The sequence below is a fragment of the Micromonospora lupini genome, assembly GCF_026342015.1.
Lineage (GTDB): Bacteria > Actinomycetota > Actinomycetes > Mycobacteriales > Micromonosporaceae > Micromonospora > Micromonospora lupini_B.
The window spans coordinates 1,419,636-1,436,927 of the sequence record NZ_JAPENL010000001.1; the positions used below are offsets into that span (position 1 = coordinate 1,419,636).

A 17,292-nucleotide genomic window follows, 5' to 3' on the forward strand; every position below is an offset into this window, starting at 1 on the left:
TAGTTTACGTCGTCCAGACCGGACGACCCCGGGGCTGCGCTCACCTGTCGGAGGCCAGACCGGCGTGCGGCTCGGCGGCGAAGGTACGCGCCAATTCGGTACGGGAGCGGATGCCCAGCCGATGGAAGACGTTGCGCAGGTGGTGGTCGACAGTGCGGGTGGACAGGAACATCCGGGCGGCGATCTCCCGGTTGGTGGCGCCCTCGGCGACCAGTTGCGCGATCCGCAGTTGCTGGCCGGTCAGCAACCGCGCCGCCGGCAGGTCCGGCGGACCGACCGACTCCCCGGCGGCGCGCAGCTCGGCAGTGGCCTGCTCGGCCCAGCGATCCGCGCCGAGCAGCGTGAACGTCTCCCGGGCCTGGTGCAGGTGCCCCCGGGCGTCCCGCGGACGTCGGCTGCGCCGCAGCTCCTGACCGAAGAGCAGCTCGGTGCGCGCCCTCTCGAAGGCGCCGTCCTCCGTCGGGTGCAGCCGCAGCGCGGTCCGGAACTCCCGCTCCGCCTCGACGCCGCCCCGGGGTGCGAGCAGCGCGTGACACCGGGCCGAGAGCGCGCGACGCAGCGGGCTCGCGGTGCTGCTCGCCCACCTGTCGAACGCCGCGAGCGCGGCCGTGGCCGCCGGTCGGTGCGGCAGGTGGGCCGCCGCCTCCACCAGGTACGGGGTGGCCATCACCTGGACGAGCACCTGGCCCCGGCCGGTGCCGAGCCGGGCCAGTGACGCCAGTCGGGCCGCTGCCTCGGCGTGCCGGCCGTCGACGAGGTCGAGCACGGCCAGCGCCCACCCGGCGAGCGCGTGTGGTCGGCTGCCCGGCGTCGGCGTCGGGCCGATCTCGCGGATCCGCCGCAGGCTGGTCTCCCGGTCGGCCCGAACGGCGGCCAGCACGGCGAGCATGCCCAGGTGGACGTTGGCGCAGTTGAACTGCCCGGTGACGCGGGCGACCCGCAGCCCGTCGCGGGAGGTCTCCGCCGCCGCCTCGTGCCGCCCCAGCCAGTACTCGGCGACCGCGCGCAGCTCCAACGCCCGGGACAGCATGGACAGCTCGCCCCGCTCCCGCGCCAACCCGACGGCACGCTCGGCGAGCCGGTGCGCGGCGCCGTCCACGGCCACCACCAGCCCGGCCGCCGCCGCGCAGGTCAGCGCCGTCGGGGTCAGCGCCGGCCCGGCCAACCGGCCGCCCAGTACGACGGCTCGGCGCAGAGCGGGCCCGGCCCGCTCGTGATCACCCCGCAGCGTGGCCGCCACCCCGGTGACGAGGCAACCCGTCAGCTCCACCGCCGGCGGATCGTTCGGCAGCCGCAGGGCCGCGGCCCGGCGGCCGACCTCCGCGTACCGGTACTGGTCACCCGCGAAGCACACGGCTTCGCCGGCCCGCGCCAGCGCCTCCATGGCCACGGCGCGGTCGGCCCCGGCCACCGTACGCGCCGCGGACAGCAGCGTGGCCGCCGCGCCGGCGGCGTCGTCGCAGCGCAGTTGCAGCTCACCGCGCAGCAGCCCGGCGTGCCCGGCGACGGTCGGGTCCGCGCAGGTCGCGCGGAGGCGGTCGAGCAGGAGTTGAGCCTGGCCGGGCTGCCCGGCCGTCCAGGCGTAACGGGCGGCGGCGAGCAGGCGGGCGGCGGCGACGCTCGGGCGGTCGCTGAGCGCGGCGGCCCGGCACAGCGCCGCCGATGCCACGGCCCAGCCGTCGCGCCCACCTGCCGCCGCCCGCTCCAACTCGTCGGCGAGGGCCGGATCGGCGCCCGCCGTCGCGGCGGCGAGGTGCATCGCCCGCAGCAGACGCTGCCCGTCCGGGTCGAGAACCTCGGCGAGCAGCCGGTGCGCCGCCCGCCGCTTGGCGAGCGGCGCACCGGCGGCGACCATCGTGCGGGCCAGCGGCTGCGTGAACGTCACGCCCCCCGGCTCGACGCGGACGAGGCCTGCGGCTTCGGCCGGGGTGAGCGCCTCGACGGCAAGGCCGGCGGCATCTGCCGCGCGAACGAATGTCGCCGGATCGTCCGACTCGTCGAGGGCGGCGAGCAGCAGCATCCGGCGGGTGTCCGGCGGCAACCGGTCGAGGCGGGCCCGGTAGGCGCGGGCGAGCGCGCCGTCGGCAGGCGGCGCGGCCGGCAGCGGCTCCTCCCCGCGCCACTGCCCCGGGCTCAGCACCTCGGTGAGGTCCACGAGGGCCTGCGGGTTGCCGCCACCGACCGCGGCGAGGGTGGACGCGACAGGCGCGGCGGGTCGCTCGGGCAGCCGGTCGGTGAGGACGGCGATGCTGTCCCGCTCGCCCAATGGCGCAAGCCGGTGCGCCGCGATGCCGTCGACGGTAGCGGTGGCGTCCGCGGTGAGCAGGATGGCGGCCGGGAGGTGCCGCAGCCGGCGGGCGACGATCGCCAACACCTGGGCGGTCTGCGGGTCACCCCTGTCGACGTCGTCCATGGTGGCGAGCAGCGGGCGTTCCCGGGCGGCCGCGGCGAGCAGACCGAGGACGGCCACCGACAGGGCCAGCCGACGCTCGGGCGGGCAGCTCTCGCCGTCCATCGCCCGACGCAGCAGCTGCCGTCGGGGCTCGGGCAGGTCGGCGACCCGGTCGAGCACCGGATCGAGCAGGCGTTGCAGTCCGGCGTACGGGAGGGTCGCCTCCTCGGGCAGCCCGGCCCCGCCGAGGACTGTGCAGTCCTTCGCGTACCTGTGGGCGTAGGAGAGCAGGGCCGACCGGCCCGACCCCGGCTCGCCGTGCAGCAGCAGAGCCCCGCCGCCGCCGTCGCGCACGCCGTCGAGCAGAGCCCGGACGGCCCGGCACTGGTCGTCCCGGCCGCGCAACACGGTTATTTGCACTGAGTATGCAGTAACCATGTGTCCCAGTGTTACCCATCGGTCACCGGATGGAAAGAGGGACGAGCCGGGATCAGCCGGTCGTGACCTCGGCCAGCAGCGCGCCCACCGTTCGGGACATCACCGCGCGGGCCTGGTCCACGCCCAGCCCGAGGCCGTAGCGCAACATCGACCAGGCCGGCCACATACTCGCCGCCACCAAGGCGTTCAGCAGCTGCTCACGCCCCCGCCCGGCGTGTGCCAGCTCGGCGGCGAAGAGGTCTTCGACCTCGTCGCGTACCCGGTCGATGTGCTTGAGGCGGTTGCGGTGCAGTTGGTCGGAGACCGGCTCGCGCATCTGCGCGGCCCGCGCCGACGGCGCGATGAGCTGGAGCAGCCGGGCCCGCTGCCGGCAGTACGCGTCGACCCGCTTGGCCAGCGGCAACGCGGGCGAGATCGGCCGGTACGCGGCGTCCTGCTGACGCAGCACCTCGGCGCCGCTCGCCTCGAAGAGCGTCTCCATGTCCTTGAAGTTGGTCCAGAGCGTGCGCAGGGAGATGCCTGCCCGTTCGGCGATGCGTTCCCCGGTCGGCCGCAGGTCGCCCTCGGCGATGAGCGCCAGGTGCGCCTCGACGATTGCTGCCCTGGTGCGCTCGGCCCGGGCCGTCCGCCCGTCGACCCGCACCGGGGCCTCGACCCTGTTCATCCGCCCCCGCCCCTTTACCGCCACGACGTCGCCCGGCTCCCCGCCGAGTCTAGACAGGCGATGATCAGCCAGCTCCCGGCGTGCACGGGCGGCGTCATCCGGGCCGGCCGGCCAGCGTGACGCCACCGTCGCAGACGATGGTCTGTCCGGTGATCCAGGCGGCGTCGGGACCGGCCAGGAAGGCGACCGCGCCCGCCACGTCCTGCGGGACGCCGAGCCGGCCGAGGGGGTACCGCGCAGCGACCTCGTCCTCGCGGCCCTCGTAGAGCGTCGCGGCGAAGCGGGTCTTGACCACGCCGGGGGCGACGGCGTTGACCCGGATCGTCGGTCCCAGCTCCACGGCGAGACTGGCGGTGAGGTGGTTGAGCGCGGCCTTGCTCACGCCGTAGAAGGCGATGCCCGGCGACGGCGCGAGGCCGGCGATCGACGAGACGTTCACCACGCAGCCGCCCCGCTCGGTCATGCCTGCGGCGCAGACCTCCTGCACCCAGCCCAGCGCCGCGACGAGGTTGACGTCGAGGATCTTGCGGGCCGCCGCCAGGTCAAGCTCGGCCAGCGGGCCGTGCACAGGGTTGATGCCCGTGTTGTTGACCAGGAGGTCCACCGGCCCGAACGCCGCGCCGACCTGCCGTACCGCCTCGGCCCGGTGCGCGGGGTCGTCGGCTCGACCGGGCACGGCCACGGCGTATGCGGGGCCGCCGAGGGCGGCGACCGCCTCGGCGAGTGCCTCGGGACGACGGGCGGTCAGACCCACCCGGGCGCCCTCGGCGACGAGGCGTCGGGCGATGGCCAGGCCGATCCCCCGACTGGCCCCGGTGACGATGGCGACCCGATCCGCGAGCCGACCTGAAATTGCATTCACGATGCAGATAGTAGGAGGACCGATCGGTGTCGGTCAACGTCCCGCGCCGGCCGTGCCGCGCCCGACGTCCGAGCACTGTCGTACGACCCGGAGGCGGTGACCCCCGGGTCGTACGACCGGTCGGCAGGCTCGTCAGGAGACGGTCGGCACCCCGTTCGCCGGCGGCGCGACAGGCGCGGCGGTGTACTCGTTGACCGGCCCATCCGCCTCGTCGGTCTCGTACGCGGGCCCGAAGTAGGTCTGCACTCCCCCGCTCACCCGACTCAGCCGCTGGCCGCCGTAGCCGGAGTGGTCCTTGGCGGAGAAGCGCAGCGGCACCAGTCCGGGGCCCTGGAAGCCGCCCTTCTGGACCGCGTCCAGCACCTTCTCGCGGGTGACGTCCTTGCCGGCGGCGAGGAGCACCTGCACGAAGAGGTAACCGACCGACATGCCGTAGACGGTGTTGCCGTCGAACGGCGCGTCACCGTTGTGCGTCTTGTTGATCTTTGTGAAGAGCTGGATCCACGGGTTCGCCGTGTCGTTCTGCATCGGCAGGTAGTTGGTGCCGACCATGCCCTCCAGCAGCGGTGCGGCGGCGCCGAGCTGCTTGGCCAGGGTCGGGTGGTCGGCGCCGACGTTGGAGACCAGCCACTGCGGCTTGAAGCCCAGCCGCGCGGCGGTGCCGACGGAGAGCGCTGTGAAACCGGGCACCGTCGCCAGCATGACGACCTGGCAGCCGGCCGCCTTGAACGCGCCGATCTGCGGCGCCACGTTGGTGTTGCTGGTGACGTACGTCTGCTTGACGGCCACGGCCCCGGCGCCGAGCACCTTCTCCACGCCGGCCAGGCTGTCGCGGCCGAAGTCGTCGTCCTGGCCGAGGAAGCAGACCTTCTTGCCGGCCAGGTTCGCCTTCGCGTAGTTGGCCAGGATCTTGCCCTCGATCGTGTAGTCCGGGTTGAAGCCGAACGTGCCGGGATATTTGTCGGGCTGGTCCCAACTGCGGCTGCCGGACGCGACGAAGAGGTCAGGCACCCGGTTGGTCTTGAGGAAGTCGAGCACCCCGGTGTGCGTCGGCGTGCCCAGGCCGTTGAGCACGGCGAAGACCTTGTCCTGCAACACGAGCTGGCGTACCACCTGCTGGGTGTTCGCCGGGTTGTAGCCGTCGTCCATGACCTTGTAGGTGATCTTCCGGCCGTGCACGCCGCCGTTGGCGTTGACGTAGTCGAAGTACGCCTTCGTCGCCGGGGCGATCTTGGAGTAGCCGGCCGAGGCCGGCCCGGTCAGCGGCATGTGGGTGCCGACGACGATCTCGGTGTCGGTGACCCCCGGCACCGACCCCCCGCCGGAGGTGGGGCCGTCGTCGCCGCCACAGCCGGCGGCGGTGACGAGCAGGGCGATGGTGCTGGCGATCGCGAGACCGCGTCGCGCCGTACGGTGCATCTGAAACACCGACCTTTCTCGGTCCGGTTCGGTGGGGATGGTGTGGTGGTGGAGCGCCCGGCCGAGGCCGGGCCGGGGACAGCTCAGGAACGCCGCGCCGGCCAGCGGGCCAGCAGGGCCCGGCCGAGACGGGACAACAGACCCTGCACACCGCCCGGCGCGGCGATCATCACGACGATCAGCGTGACGCCGAAGATCGCCAGCGGGAGGTTGCCCTCCAGCCGCTGCGCCACCGCCGGCGAGAGGGTGAACAGCTCGGTCACGGAGTGGGTGAGGTCAGGCAGGGCGACAAGCAGCACGGCCCCCCACAGCGCGCCGGCGAGGCGACCGAGGCCGCCGATCACCACCGCCATCAACAGGAAGAGCGACAGCGTCAACGAGAACGCCCCGGGCGAGACGCTCTGCGCGAGCATCGCGAGAAGGCCACCGCCGAGCCCCGCCGTGGCGGCGCTGACCACGAAGGCGAGAACCTGGGTGCGCGCCACGTGGATGCCCGCGAGCCGGGCCGCCACCTCGTCGTCGCGCACCGCGCGGAACGTCCGCCCGTACCGGCTGCGGATCAGGTTCGCCACCAGCAGCAGGGCGAGCAGGGTGGCAGCGCCCGAGAGCCAGAGCTGCCACCGCTCGTACGGGAAGTACGCGCCGAGCGCCATCGGCGGCGGCTCCACAGGCACCGACAGCCCCTGCTCGCCGTTGAAGACGCCGTCGAAGGTGACTGCCAACGCCGGCACCACGACGGCCACGGCCAGGGTCACCCCGGCGAGGTACGGCCCGCGCAACCGGGCCGCCGCCACACCGACCACCGCGCCCACCGCGACCGTGCCCAGTACCGCCGCGACAAGCGACAGCGGCAACAGCCAGCCGCCGGTCAACCCCCGGTCGAGAAACGCGTTCTGGCACAGGGCCACTGTGTACGCGCCGGTCGCCATCAACGCCCCGTGCCCCAGCGACAGCTGACCGTTGAGCCCGGTGAGGACCGTCAACCCGGCGGTGGCGCAGAGGTACGCCGCCACAGTCGCGAGCTGGAAGTTGCGGAACGGCTCGACGGCGTAGCTGACCGCCACCAGCGCCAGGCCCACGGCGAGCAGCACGGCGAGGTGCCGCAGCAGGGTGGAGCCGCGACGCCCGGTGTCGACCGGACGGTCGCCGGCCTCGCCCACCCACTGCCTCGGCGGCACTGCCGCCCGGGTGGCGCTCACACCCGCCTCGCCGCGACCGGGGCGAACAGCCCGCCGGGCCGGACCAGCAGCACCGCCAACAGCAGGACGAGCACCGCCAGCGGGGTGAGGTCGCTGCCGGCGTACCCGCTGACGTAGGAGAGCAGCAGGCCCACCACCAGGCCACCGACCACCGCACCCGGTGGACTGTCCAGCCCGCCGACCACCGCAGCCGTGAACGCCGAGACGAACACCAGGTCCATGGCGTGCGGGTGCAGGCCCAGCTCGGTCGGGATGACGAGCATCGCGGCGAGCGCGCCCACGCCGGACGCGAGCGCCCAGCCGAGCGTCAACATCCCGCCGACGTTCACCCCGAGCAGGCGGGAGACCTCCGGCGCGAAGGCCGCCGCGCGCATCCGCAACCCCACAGCGGTACGCGCGAACATCCAGGCCAACGCGCATACCACCACCCCGATCGTGGCGAAGACGAACAGGTCGTACGGCGACAGCACGGCGACCCCGCCCACGGTGAGGGCGGACCGGCTGAACGGTACGTCGGCGGGGCGGAACTCGTTGCCGTACACCATGCCGAGCACTGCCTGCAGCACCAGCACCAGCCCGAGCGCGACGATTACCGGGTTGAGCGGCGAGGCGTGGTCGACGTGCCGCATCACGACCCGGTCCACAAGCGCGCCGAGCAGCAGGCCGGCGACGATCGCGACCACGAAGCCCAGCCAGTAGGAGCCGGTCGCGGCGGACACGGAGTACGCGACGTACGCGGCGGCGACGGCCATCGCCCCCTGGGCGAAGTTGACGACCCGCGCCGCCCGCCAGATGAGCACAAGCGCCAGCGCGAACGCGGCGTACACCGCACCCCGCGACAGACCGTCGACGGTGAGGAAGACGAAGCGGTCCAACAGTCCTCCCTCCAGGGGACGAGGTGGGTCAGAAACCGAGGTACGCGTGGCGCAGGTCGTCGTCGTCGCGCAGCGTGGCCGCCGGAGCCGCGACCACCACCCGGCCCAGGGACATCACGACACCCTGGTCGGCCACGGCGAGCGCGCTGCGCACGTTCTGCTCGACAAGCAGCACGGTCAGGCCGGTACGGTCGCGGAGCTGGCGCAGCAGGGCCATGGTCCGGGCGACCACCCGGGGCGCCAGGCCCAGCGACGGCTCGTCGAGCAGCAGCAGGCGTGGCCGGCCGACAAGCGCCCGGCCGAGCGCGAGCATCTGCCGCTCACCGCCGGAGAGCTGGTGACCGAGGTGCCGGCGACGCCGGGCCAGCGGTTCGAAGAGCTGATAGACCTCGTCGAGGGCACGGCCGGAGTCCGCCCGGTCACGCCGCCACAGCCCGCCGAGCCGCAGGTTCTCGTCGACTGTCAGCTCGCTGATCACGCCCCGCCCCTCCGGCACGTGCGCCATGCCGCGCCGGACGAGCTGCTCCACGGGCGTCCCCCGCAGGTCCTCCCCCGCGAGGAGCACCTGGCCGGCGGCCGGCCGGATCATGCCGGAGAGCGCACGCAGCAGCGTCGTCTTGCCGGCGCCGTTGGCGCCGACGACGGCGGCGATCGTGCCTGCCGGCACGGTGAGGTCGACGGCCCGCAACACGGGCGTGGCCCCGTAACCGGCCACCAACCCCCGCACCACGAGCAGATCCGCCCCGCTCATGCTGTTTCCTCGACGAGGGCCCCGAGGTAGGCGTCGGTGACCGCGGTGTCGTCGCGGATCTCGTCCGGCGTGCCGGAGGCGATCACCCGGCCGAAGTCGAGCACCACCAGCTCGTCGCAGACGGCCATCACCAGGTCCATGTGGTGCTCGACGAGCAGCACCGCGCACGGGTCGGCGTCGCGCCGGGGAAGTTGCCGGACCAGCTCGGCCAACTCGGCGATGTCGTCGGCTCCGAGGCCGCCGGCGGGTTCGTCGAGCAGCAGCAGCCGGGGCCGCGCGGCGAGCGCGCGGGCCAGGGCGACCCGCTGGCGTACGGCGAAGGGCAGCGTGCCCGGCGCGGCGGCGGCGTGCCCGGCGATCCCCAGGTCGTCGAGGACGTCGAGGGCGTGCTGGCGCAGCCGGCGCTCGTCGCGGTCGCTGCGGGGCAGCCCGAAGAGCGCCGACGCGAAGCCCGCGCGGGCCGTGTGCGACGCGCCCGTCATCACGTTCTCCAGGACGCTCAGGCCGGCGAAGAGCCCGGTCCCCTGCAGGGTCCTGGCGATGCCGAGTCGGGTCAGCCGGTGCGGCCGTGGTCGCAGCGGCCGACCGTCCAGGGTGAGCGACCCCGTCTGCGGCGACACGAAGCCGCAGATCACGTTGAACAACGTGGTCTTGCCGGCGCCGTTGGGCCCGATCACGCCCACCACCCGGTCGGGTGGCACCCGCAGCGAGACGTCGTCGAGGGCTGTGAGGCCGCCGAAACGGACGCCGATGCCGTGCAGTTCGAGCCCGCGTTCCATCACCCATCCCTCTGCCGTGGCGGGTGTTATTTACACTCGCAGTGTACGTTTCTCGGATATGGCGTCAAGACCTTCGATGCCGTGACACGAACGGGGCGGCCGCCACCGGCGACCGCCCCGACACGCGTGCTCAGGAGCTGGGGCAGGTGTTGCGGTACTCCTCGATCGCCGACCCGCTCGGGCCCGGGCAGAGGAACTGCTCGTAGCGGGTGTCGTCGTCGACGAACCGCTTCAACCAGGCCACCATCTGCCGCGCCGTCGGCGTGTTGACCGTCTGCGGGAAGAAGTGGCTCGCGCCGTTCAACTCCAGGTACGCCTTCTCGGCCGAGGCCGGGATGCTTGTGTAGAACGGCACCGAGTGCGACGCGACAGGCGCGACAGTGTCGCTCTCGCCTCCGATGATCAGCGTGGGCACCCGCAGCTCGGACCAGCTCTTGTCGGTGTTCCACGGCGCCAGCGGCACCGCGGCCTGCAACGACGGCCGCGACGAGGCCGCCTCCAGGGTGCCGCCGCCACCCATCGAGTGCCCGGCCACGGCGAGGCGGCTGCTGTCGATCCGGCTGCGCACCGAGCTGCGCTCGGTGAGGTAGTCGAGCGCGGCGAGCAACTGCCGGCCACGGCTGTCCGGCTGGTCGAAGCGGGTGTTGGTCTCGATCCCGATCACCACGAAGCCGTGCGAGGCGATCCGCGGCCCGAGCCAGCTGATGCTTGACCACGCGGCGGTGTAGCCGGGCGAGATGGCGATGGCGCCGAACGTGCCCTCGCTGGTGCTTGTCGGGTAGTAGATGACCCCGCCGCCGAAGCCGGTGACGCTCAACGAGGACACGCTCTGCGAGGCGGTGGCGAAGGGGCCGCGGCTGGCCTCCAGGATCGCGGTGGTCGGGGCGGGGCCCCGCTCGTACGGGCCGGCGGCCTGGGCGGGGGCGGGTCCGGTGAGGACACCGGCGGCGAGCAGTGTGGCGGCCAGCGCGAGCCGGACGGCCCGAGCGGGGACGGAACGGGGACGGGTGGTGGTTGGTGACGGCACGTCAGGCACTCCCTAGAGTCGAGCGATATCGACGTTCGTCAGTCTTCGCCGCTCCGGTCACGCCGCGCATCGGTGAAATCACCAGTCCCACCCGCAGATCGGATCTTCCACGCGTTTCGGCCCTCCGACCAGGGGTAGGGGTGCAGGGGCCTGCCCAAACGCTCCATGGAGAGGTTCGCCAAGTGGAATCCAGCAAGCCCGCCGAGGCGGTCAAGAACGCCGTGAAGACCGCCTCAGAAAAGATCACCGACGCGCTGACGCCTGAGGTGCCCGGCGCCCCGGGCAGCGCACCCCCGCCCGTCGAGGAGCCGACCTCGCCCCACGACCCACTGCCGCCCACGCCGGAACAGGGCGCACCGCAGACCCGTACGCCCACCGGCGCCGAGACCGGCGCGCCGGCGACCGCGAACGGCCAGCAGGGCGCGTACCTGACCACTGCGAACGGGGCGCGGCTGCGCGACACCGACCACTCGCTCAAGGCCGGGCCCCGGGGGCCGGTCCTGCTCCAGGACCACCACCTACGCGAGAAGATCACGCACTTCGACCACGAGCGCATTCCGGAGCGTGTGGTGCACGCCCGGGGCGCGGGCGCACACGGGGTGTTCACCGCCCACGGCACCGCCGAGGCGGTCACCAGGGCCGGCTTTCTCAAGAAGGGCCGCGAGACCGACGTCTTCGTGCGGTTCTCCACAGTGCTGGGGTCGCGCGGCTCGGCCGACACGGTCCGCGACACCCGTGGCTTCGCCACCAAGTTCTACACCGACGAGGGCACCTTCGACCTGGTCGGCAACAACATGCCTGTGTTCTTCATCCAGGACGCCATCAAGTTCCCCGACATCATCCACGCCGGCAAGCCGCACCCCGACCGGGAGATCCCGCAGGCGCAGAGCGCCCACGACACCTTCTGGGACTTCGTCTCGCTGCACACCGAGGCGCAGCACCACACGATCTGGAACATGTCCGACCGGGGCATCCCGCGCTCGTACCGGACGATGGAGGGCTTCGGTGTGCACACCTTCCGCCTCGTCAACGAGGCCGGGGAGACGGTGCTGGCCAAGTTCCACTGGAAGCCGAAGCTGGGCGTGCACTCCCTGACCTGGGAGGAGGCGCAGATGCTCAGCGGCATGGACCCGGACTTCCACCGCCGGGACCTCTACGACGCCATCGAGGCCGGCGCGTTCCCCGAGTGGGAACTCGGCATCCAGGTCTTCCCCGACACCCCCGAGGAGACCTTCGGCGGCATCGACCTGCTGGACCCGACGAAGATCGTGCCGGAGGAGCTGGCGGAGGTGCAGCCGATCGGCACGTTGGTCCTCAACCGGACGCCGACGAACTTCTTCGCCGAGACCGAGCAGGTCGCCTTCCACCTCGGCCACCTTCCGCCGGGCATCGACGTCACGAACGACCCGCTGCTGCAGGGCCGGCTCTTCTCGTACGTCGACACGCAGCTCACCCGGCTGGGCGGGCCGAACTTCTCGCAGATCCCGATCAACCGCCCACACACCGCGGTCAACGACATGCTGCGCGACGGCTTCCACCAGCAGGCCGTGCACGCCGGAGTGGCGCCGTACCGGCCGAACTCGCTCGACGGTGGCAACCCCTTCCCGGCCGGCGACGCCGAGCACGCGTTTCTCGACGTGCCGGTGACCGTGGCACAGGCCCCCAAGGTCCGCGCCAACCCCGCCTCGTTCGACGACCACTACAGCCAGGCACGCCTGTTCTGGCGGAGCATGTCGCCGGTCGAGCAGGAGCACATCATCCGGGCGTACACCTTCGAGCTGGCCAAGTGCTACCACCAGGCGATCAAGGAGCGTCAACTCCAGTCTCTCGCCAACATCGACCCGGTGCTGTGCGAGCAGGTCGCCACAGGCCTCGGTCTGCCCGCGCCGCAGCCGACGGTGCCGCTGGCAGATGTCGCGCCGAGCCCCGCGTTGTCGCAGCTCGGCAGGGAGTGGCCGGCCGACGGCCGCACGGTCGGGATCGTCGTGGACCCCGACGGTGACCTGGACGGCGTCGACGAGGTCCGCCGGGCCGTGTTCGACGCCGGCATGGTCCCCCTGCTGATCGCCCCGCACGGCGGCATGGTCGGCGACCTGCCCGTCCAGCGGACCTTCGCCACCGGCCGGTCGGTCGAGTTCGACGCGATCCTGCTGGCCGGTGCGCCGGCACCCGCGCCGGACGCGCTGCCCGCCCGCGACGCCAAGGGCGGTCGGCCCGGCGCGGCGACCGTCGACCCCCGCGTGCTGCTCCTGGTCGAGGAGTGCTGGCGGCACGCCAAGGCGATCGGCGCCTGGGGCGCCGGCGTCACAGTGCTGGAGCAGGCCGGGGTGGCGGGCACCCCCGGCATCGTGTCCGCCGGCTCGGGCGCCGAGGCGCTGACCGAGGTGCAGCAGTTGATGGCCGCGCACCGGGTGTGGGAGAGGTTCCCCGCCTCGGTCGGCTGACCCGGGTAGTCACCCGACGAGGGGCTGTCCTCCGCTCGACGGCGGACAGCCCCTCGTGGCGTCCCGCAGGATCAACCGATGTCGGCCAGCCGGGGCAGCACCTCGTCGCCGAGCCGCTCGGCGAACTCCACCGGGTGCCGGTCAGGCGTGACCTGGACCTCGGTGACCCCCAGCGCCGCGTACGCGGACACCTCGGCGAGGAACTCGTCGAGGTCCTCAAGCGGCGGCTTGGAGGCCAGCACGGTCTTCTCGATGCTGTCGTAGTCGCGGCCCTCGGCGGCGCAGTGCCCGCGCAGCACGTCCAGCTTGTGCGCGATCCCCTCGGCGCCGGTGCCGAACAGGTTGCAGGCGTCGGCGTACCGGGCGACCAGCAGCAGCGTCTTCTTCTCGCCACTGCCGCCGATCATGATGGGCGGGTGCGGACGGCGCAACGGCTGGGGCGAGTTGATCGTCTCCGTGAGCTGGTAGTGCCGCCCGTCGAACGGCCCGTTGTCGTCGCTCCACATCTGCCGGCAGATCCGCAGCGTCTCCTCCAGCCGCTCGAACCGCTCCGCCACCGGCACCACTGGCACGCCGAGACCGCGCTGCTCCCGCTCGTACCAGGACGCCCCGATGCCGAGCCGGGCCCGGCCGCCGGAGAGCACGTCGAGGGTCGTCACGGTCTTGGCGAGCAGCCCCGGATAGCGGTACATCACACCGGTGACGAGCACACCGAGCGTCATCCGCTGGGTCTTCGCCGCGACGTAACCAAGCGTCGTGTACGCCTCCAACATCGGCTCCTCGGCCGGAGCCAGCGCCTCCATCTGGAAGAAGTGGTCCATGACCGTGAACGACGCCACGCCTGCCTGCTCGGCGGTGGTGGCCGCCTCGGCGAGCGTCGGCGCGATGGCGGCCGGATCGGCCGGCGTCGAGAAGTTCCAGTAGTGCAGCCCGAGCTTCATGTAGGCACCTCCACGACCGAGCCTAGTAGTGGCCCTCGGATGCTCAACGCGTCGCGCGAAAAGATGGTCGTGTCCCCCGCCGGAGTCCATTACCTGTTCATGACAATTCGTGGATCGGGCGGGGATATCCGGCTGGCAGCTTCTGCTGGGTGATCCAAGAGCTGTCTCTCACCGAGTCGCGACCTGACGGGTACGACGTCGACACGCGCGTCCGGTTCCGTCACCGACGGCGCACCGAGGCCGACCCCGGCACCGGCCGGTCGCCCCGCGCGCAGTGGGCGGACGCCGCGAAGGGCGTCTGCATCATCCTCGTCGTCGGATGGCACGTCGTCGTCAAGGACTACCTGCGCATCGACTGGCATGTCGGCGCACCCGTGCCGGGACTGTGGGGCACGCTCGGCGAGCAGTTCCTGCCGCTGCGGATGCCGCTCTTCTTCACCATCTCCGGCGTCTTCGCGGCGAACGCCGTCAAGCGGCCCTGGCGGACCGTCGCCCGCAGCCGCATTGCCGGGTTCCTCTACCTGTACGCCGTGTGGCTGCTGATCCACAGCACGGTCCTCGCCCTGGTGCCGAACTTCCCAACCGACCGTGCCGCGTCCGCCCTCGGTCTGCTGGAACAGCTCACCGTCACGCCCTCCAACCTCTGGTACCTGTACGCACTGGCGCTCTACTTCACGCTCGCCAAGGCGGCCCGCCGACTGCCCCGGGTGCTTGTCGTCGTACCCGCGGCGGTGTTGTCCGCCATCGCGGCCGCCGGCCTGCTGGCCACGCCCGGCAACCGCGCGGGCCTCTACCAGAACCTGGTCTTCTTCCTCGCCGGCCTGTACCTGCGTCCGCACATCGAGCGGTGGGCTACGACGGCCAGCCGGCGACGACTCGTGCTGACGGCAGTGGCGTACGCCGTCGCGCTCGCCGCGATGGCGGCGGCCGGCGCCCAGCGGTGGTTCGGCGTGTGGCCTGTGGTGTCGGTCGTGGCGGTGGCGTTCGGCATCACCGCCGCCGCCCGCCTGACGCGGTCACCCACCTTCAGCGACCGACTGACCACGCTCGGGCGTACCACCCTGCCTGTCTACGTCATCCACATGCCGGTCCTGGCCCTGCTGGACCGGCTGCTGCTCGACCCGGTCTCCGGGTTGGACCCGGTCGCCCAGAGCCTGGTCGTGCTCGGCTACCCGGTCCTGCTGACCGCGCTCGTCATCGGCCTGAGCCTGGCCATCCATCGCGGGCTGCTGGCGGTGCACGCCCGCTGGCTGTTCGCGCTCCCCGCGCCCCGGCGCGAAGCGACCCCGGCAGCTTCCCACCCGGTGGGCGCCCCATGAGCGCGCTGGCCGAGGCGGTGGTCGACCTCGGGGCGATCGCCGACAACGTGCGCACCGTCGCCGCGGTCACCGACACCGCGCTGATGGCTGTGGTGAAGGCGGACGGGTTCGGCCACGGGGCGGTGCCTGTCGCCCGGGCGGCGCTGCGCGCCGGCGCCACCTGGCTGGGGGTGACCTCGGCGGCCGAGGCGCTGGCCCTGCGCGGCGCGGGCATCACCGCGCCCACGTTGAGCTGGCTGCACCGCCCGAACGACGATTTCGACACGTTGATCAGCGCGGGCGTCGACGTCGGTGTCTCGACGACCACGCACCTGCACGCCGTGGCCGACGCGGCCCTGCGCCTCGGCGTGCCCGCGACGGTGCAGCTCAAGGCCGACACCGGCCTGACCCGCAACGGCGCCGGCCGCGACGACTGGCCCGACCTCGTCACCTGGGCCCGAAAGTACGAGGTGGAGGGCGGGGTACGCGTGCGCGGCGTGTGGTCGCACCTGGCCGACGCGGACGTGCCCGGCACCCCGGGGCTGGCCCGTCAGGTGCGGACGTTCTCCGAGGCGCTGCGCCTCGCCCGGGGCGCCGGCCTCGACCCCGACCTCGTGCACCTGGCCAACTCGGCGGCGGCGCTGTCGGCGCCCCGGACCCGCTTCGACCTCTGCCGGATCGGGCTGGCCCTCTACGGCGTCGACCCGTTCGGCGCGCTCGGTCGTGGCGCGTTCGGGCTGCGCGCTGCCCTGACGCTGCGGACGACAGTGGTGAACGTGAAGCGGGTGGCCGCCGGCACGGGCGTCTCCTACGGGCCGGAGTACGTGACCGCCGCGCCGACGACGCTGGCGCTGCTGCCGCTCGGTTACGCCGACGGGCTGCCCCGGGCCACCGAGGGTCGCGCGCAGGTGTGGCTCGGCGGCCGGCGCTGCCCGGTCGTCGGGCGCATAGCCATGGACCAGTGCGTGGTCGATGCGGGTGACCTGCCGGTGGCCATCGGCGATCCGGTCGTCGTGCTCGGCCCCGCCCGCGACGACACCACAGCGACCGTCGGCCCGCCGACAGTCGCCGAGTGGGCGAGCTGGGCCGGCACCAACCCGCACGAGATCTTGACCGGCATCGGGGCCCGAGTGGGCCGCGACCATCTCCAGGAAAGGGCGGACGTCGCATGACAACGCGACTGGCAGTGCTGTACGGCGGACAGAGCGGGGAGCACGAGGTGTCGCGGCGTTCGGGGGAGAGCATCCTGGCCGGGCTGGACCGCGAGCGGTACCAGGTCACCGAGGTGCTCATCGACACCGACGGCGGGTGGCACGTCGGCGGCCGGCCCACTCCCCTGCCCCAGGCGTTACGGGTGCTGCGCGCCCAGGACGTGGTGTTCCCGGCCCTGCACGGTCCGTACGGCGAGGACGGCACCGTCGCGTCGCTGCTGGAGTGGCTCGGTGTGCCGTACGTCGGCAACGGCGTCTTCGCCAGCGCGGCGGGCATGGACAAGGGCGTCACCAAGCGGCTCCTCGCCGCGGACGGCCTGCGGGTCAGCCCGGGTGTGACCCTGCGCCCCGGGGAGGACCTGTCGCCGGCCGAGCAGCAGCGACTGGACCTGCCGGTCTTCGTCAAGCCGGCACGGGCCGGCTCCAGCCTGGGCGTCGTCCGGGTGACGGACTGGGCGGCCCTGCCGGCCGCGCTCGAACAGGCCCGGGAGGTCGATCCGAAGGTGCTCGTCGAGCAGGGGGCGCGCGGTCGGGAGATCGACGTCGCCGTCCTGCAACACCCCGACGGCCGGGTGCAGGCCGGGCCGCCCCTGGAGATCCGGGTGAGCGGCGCCGGCTTCTTCGACTACGACGCGAAGTACGACGGAGGGGCCGTCTTCCAGATCCCCGCCCCGCTCGACCCGGCCACCACCGAGGTGCTCCAGGACCGGGCGATCCGCGCCTTCCACGCCCTCGACTGTCGGGGTCTGCTGCGGGTCGACTTCTTCCTTTCCGGCGAGGGCGCGGAGCCCATCGTGAACGAGGTGAACACCTTCCCGGGATTCACCGCCGCGTCGCAGTTCCCGCAGATCTGGGCGCGGGCCGGCCTCGGGTTTCCCGCCCTGCTCGACATCCTGGTCTCCGGCGCGCTTGTCGACAGTGGTCCGGTCACGCCGGCCGGGCTGCCCCGGCCGGCGCGGGCTGTCGATCTGGTGTGAGCGGCGTACGCCCCG

Annotated in this window: 14 protein-coding genes; 4 read left to right on the top strand and 10 right to left on the bottom strand. The window is 72.9% G+C overall.

Annotated features, from left to right (window positions below; translation table 11 throughout):
* Positions 1–40 precede the first annotated feature (40 nt).
* The 9 genes from OOJ91_RS06535 to OOJ91_RS06575 form a co-directional block, all read right to left on the bottom strand.
* Positions 41–2,830 carry a helix-turn-helix transcriptional regulator gene (locus tag OOJ91_RS06535; RefSeq protein WP_266243564.1) on the bottom strand — a complete coding sequence of 930 codons (2,790 nt, stop codon included), beginning with the start codon at positions 2,828–2,830 and terminating at the stop codon, positions 41–43.
* Positions 2,831–2,882: 52 nt separating this feature from the next.
* A complete protein-coding gene (locus OOJ91_RS06540) occupies positions 2,883–3,494 on the bottom strand; it encodes a TetR/AcrR family transcriptional regulator (protein ID WP_266243566.1) in 612 nt (203 codons plus the stop codon).
* A gap of 94 nt (positions 3,495–3,588) precedes the next feature.
* The gene (locus OOJ91_RS06545) at positions 3,589–4,356 is read right to left on the bottom strand and encodes an SDR family oxidoreductase (protein ID WP_266243569.1); all 768 of its coding nucleotides are present in this window, start codon (positions 4,354–4,356) and stop codon (positions 3,589–3,591) included.
* A gap of 132 nt (positions 4,357–4,488) precedes the next feature.
* A complete protein-coding gene (locus tag OOJ91_RS06550; RefSeq protein ID WP_266243571.1) occupies positions 4,489–5,775 on the bottom strand; it encodes an ABC transporter substrate-binding protein in 1,287 nt (428 codons plus the stop codon).
* An 83-nt stretch (positions 5,776–5,858) separates the two neighbouring features.
* Positions 5,859–6,974 (bottom strand): branched-chain amino acid ABC transporter permease, encoded by a 1,116-nt coding sequence (locus OOJ91_RS06555; protein ID WP_266243573.1) that lies wholly within the window; start codon positions 6,972–6,974, stop codon positions 5,859–5,861.
* The gene (locus OOJ91_RS06560) at positions 6,971–7,849 is read right to left on the bottom strand and encodes a branched-chain amino acid ABC transporter permease (protein WP_266243576.1); all 879 of its coding nucleotides are present in this window, start codon (positions 7,847–7,849) and stop codon (positions 6,971–6,973) included. Before OOJ91_RS06560 ends, OOJ91_RS06555 begins: the two co-directional genes overlap by 4 nt.
* A 28-nt stretch (positions 7,850–7,877) precedes the next feature.
* Positions 7,878–8,600 carry an ABC transporter ATP-binding protein gene (locus OOJ91_RS06565; RefSeq protein WP_266243578.1) on the bottom strand — a complete coding sequence of 241 codons (723 nt, stop codon included), beginning with the start codon at positions 8,598–8,600 and terminating at the stop codon, positions 7,878–7,880.
* Complete coding sequence (locus OOJ91_RS06570; RefSeq protein ID WP_266243580.1) at positions 8,597–9,379, bottom strand: ABC transporter ATP-binding protein; 783 nt, start codon at positions 9,377–9,379, stop codon at positions 8,597–8,599. Before OOJ91_RS06570 ends, OOJ91_RS06565 begins: the two co-directional genes overlap by 4 nt.
* Before the next feature lie 130 nt (positions 9,380–9,509).
* Positions 9,510–10,406, bottom strand: coding sequence for an alpha/beta hydrolase family protein (locus OOJ91_RS06575; protein ID WP_266243582.1), 897 nt, complete (start codon positions 10,404–10,406; stop codon positions 9,510–9,512).
* A 182-nt stretch (positions 10,407–10,588) separates the two neighbouring features.
* On the opposite strand from OOJ91_RS06575, the gene OOJ91_RS06580 reads away from it, so the two are divergent.
* Positions 10,589–12,850 carry a catalase gene (locus OOJ91_RS06580; protein ID WP_266243584.1) on the top strand — a complete coding sequence of 754 codons (2,262 nt, stop codon included), beginning with the start codon at positions 10,589–10,591 and terminating at the stop codon, positions 12,848–12,850.
* A 71-nt stretch (positions 12,851–12,921) separates the two neighbouring features.
* Here the strand turns inward: OOJ91_RS06580 and OOJ91_RS06585 are convergent, their stop codons facing one another.
* The gene (locus OOJ91_RS06585; RefSeq protein ID WP_266243585.1) at positions 12,922–13,791 is read right to left on the bottom strand and encodes an LLM class F420-dependent oxidoreductase; all 870 of its coding nucleotides are present in this window, start codon (positions 13,789–13,791) and stop codon (positions 12,922–12,924) included.
* 149 nt (positions 13,792–13,940) lie between these two features.
* Between OOJ91_RS06585 and OOJ91_RS06590 the strand changes: the two genes are divergently transcribed.
* Genes OOJ91_RS06590 through OOJ91_RS06600 form a run of 3 tightly spaced genes read left to right on the top strand, consistent with a single transcriptional unit; the run spans position 13,941 to position 17,277 of the window.
* A complete protein-coding gene (locus OOJ91_RS06590; protein ID WP_266243588.1) occupies positions 13,941–15,110 on the top strand; it encodes an acyltransferase family protein in 1,170 nt (389 codons plus the stop codon).
* Positions 15,107–16,261: an alanine racemase gene (gene alr, locus OOJ91_RS06595; protein ID WP_266243589.1), complete on the top strand. Its 1,155-nt coding sequence runs from the start codon at positions 15,107–15,109 to the stop codon at positions 16,259–16,261. The genes OOJ91_RS06590 and alr overlap by 4 nt, the downstream gene beginning before the upstream one ends.
* Positions 16,258–17,277, top strand: a complete 1,020-nt coding sequence (locus OOJ91_RS06600) for a D-alanine--D-alanine ligase family protein (protein ID WP_266243592.1) — start codon at positions 16,258–16,260, stop codon at positions 17,275–17,277. Before alr ends, OOJ91_RS06600 begins: the two co-directional genes overlap by 4 nt.
* Positions 17,278–17,292: the final 15 nt, after the last annotated feature.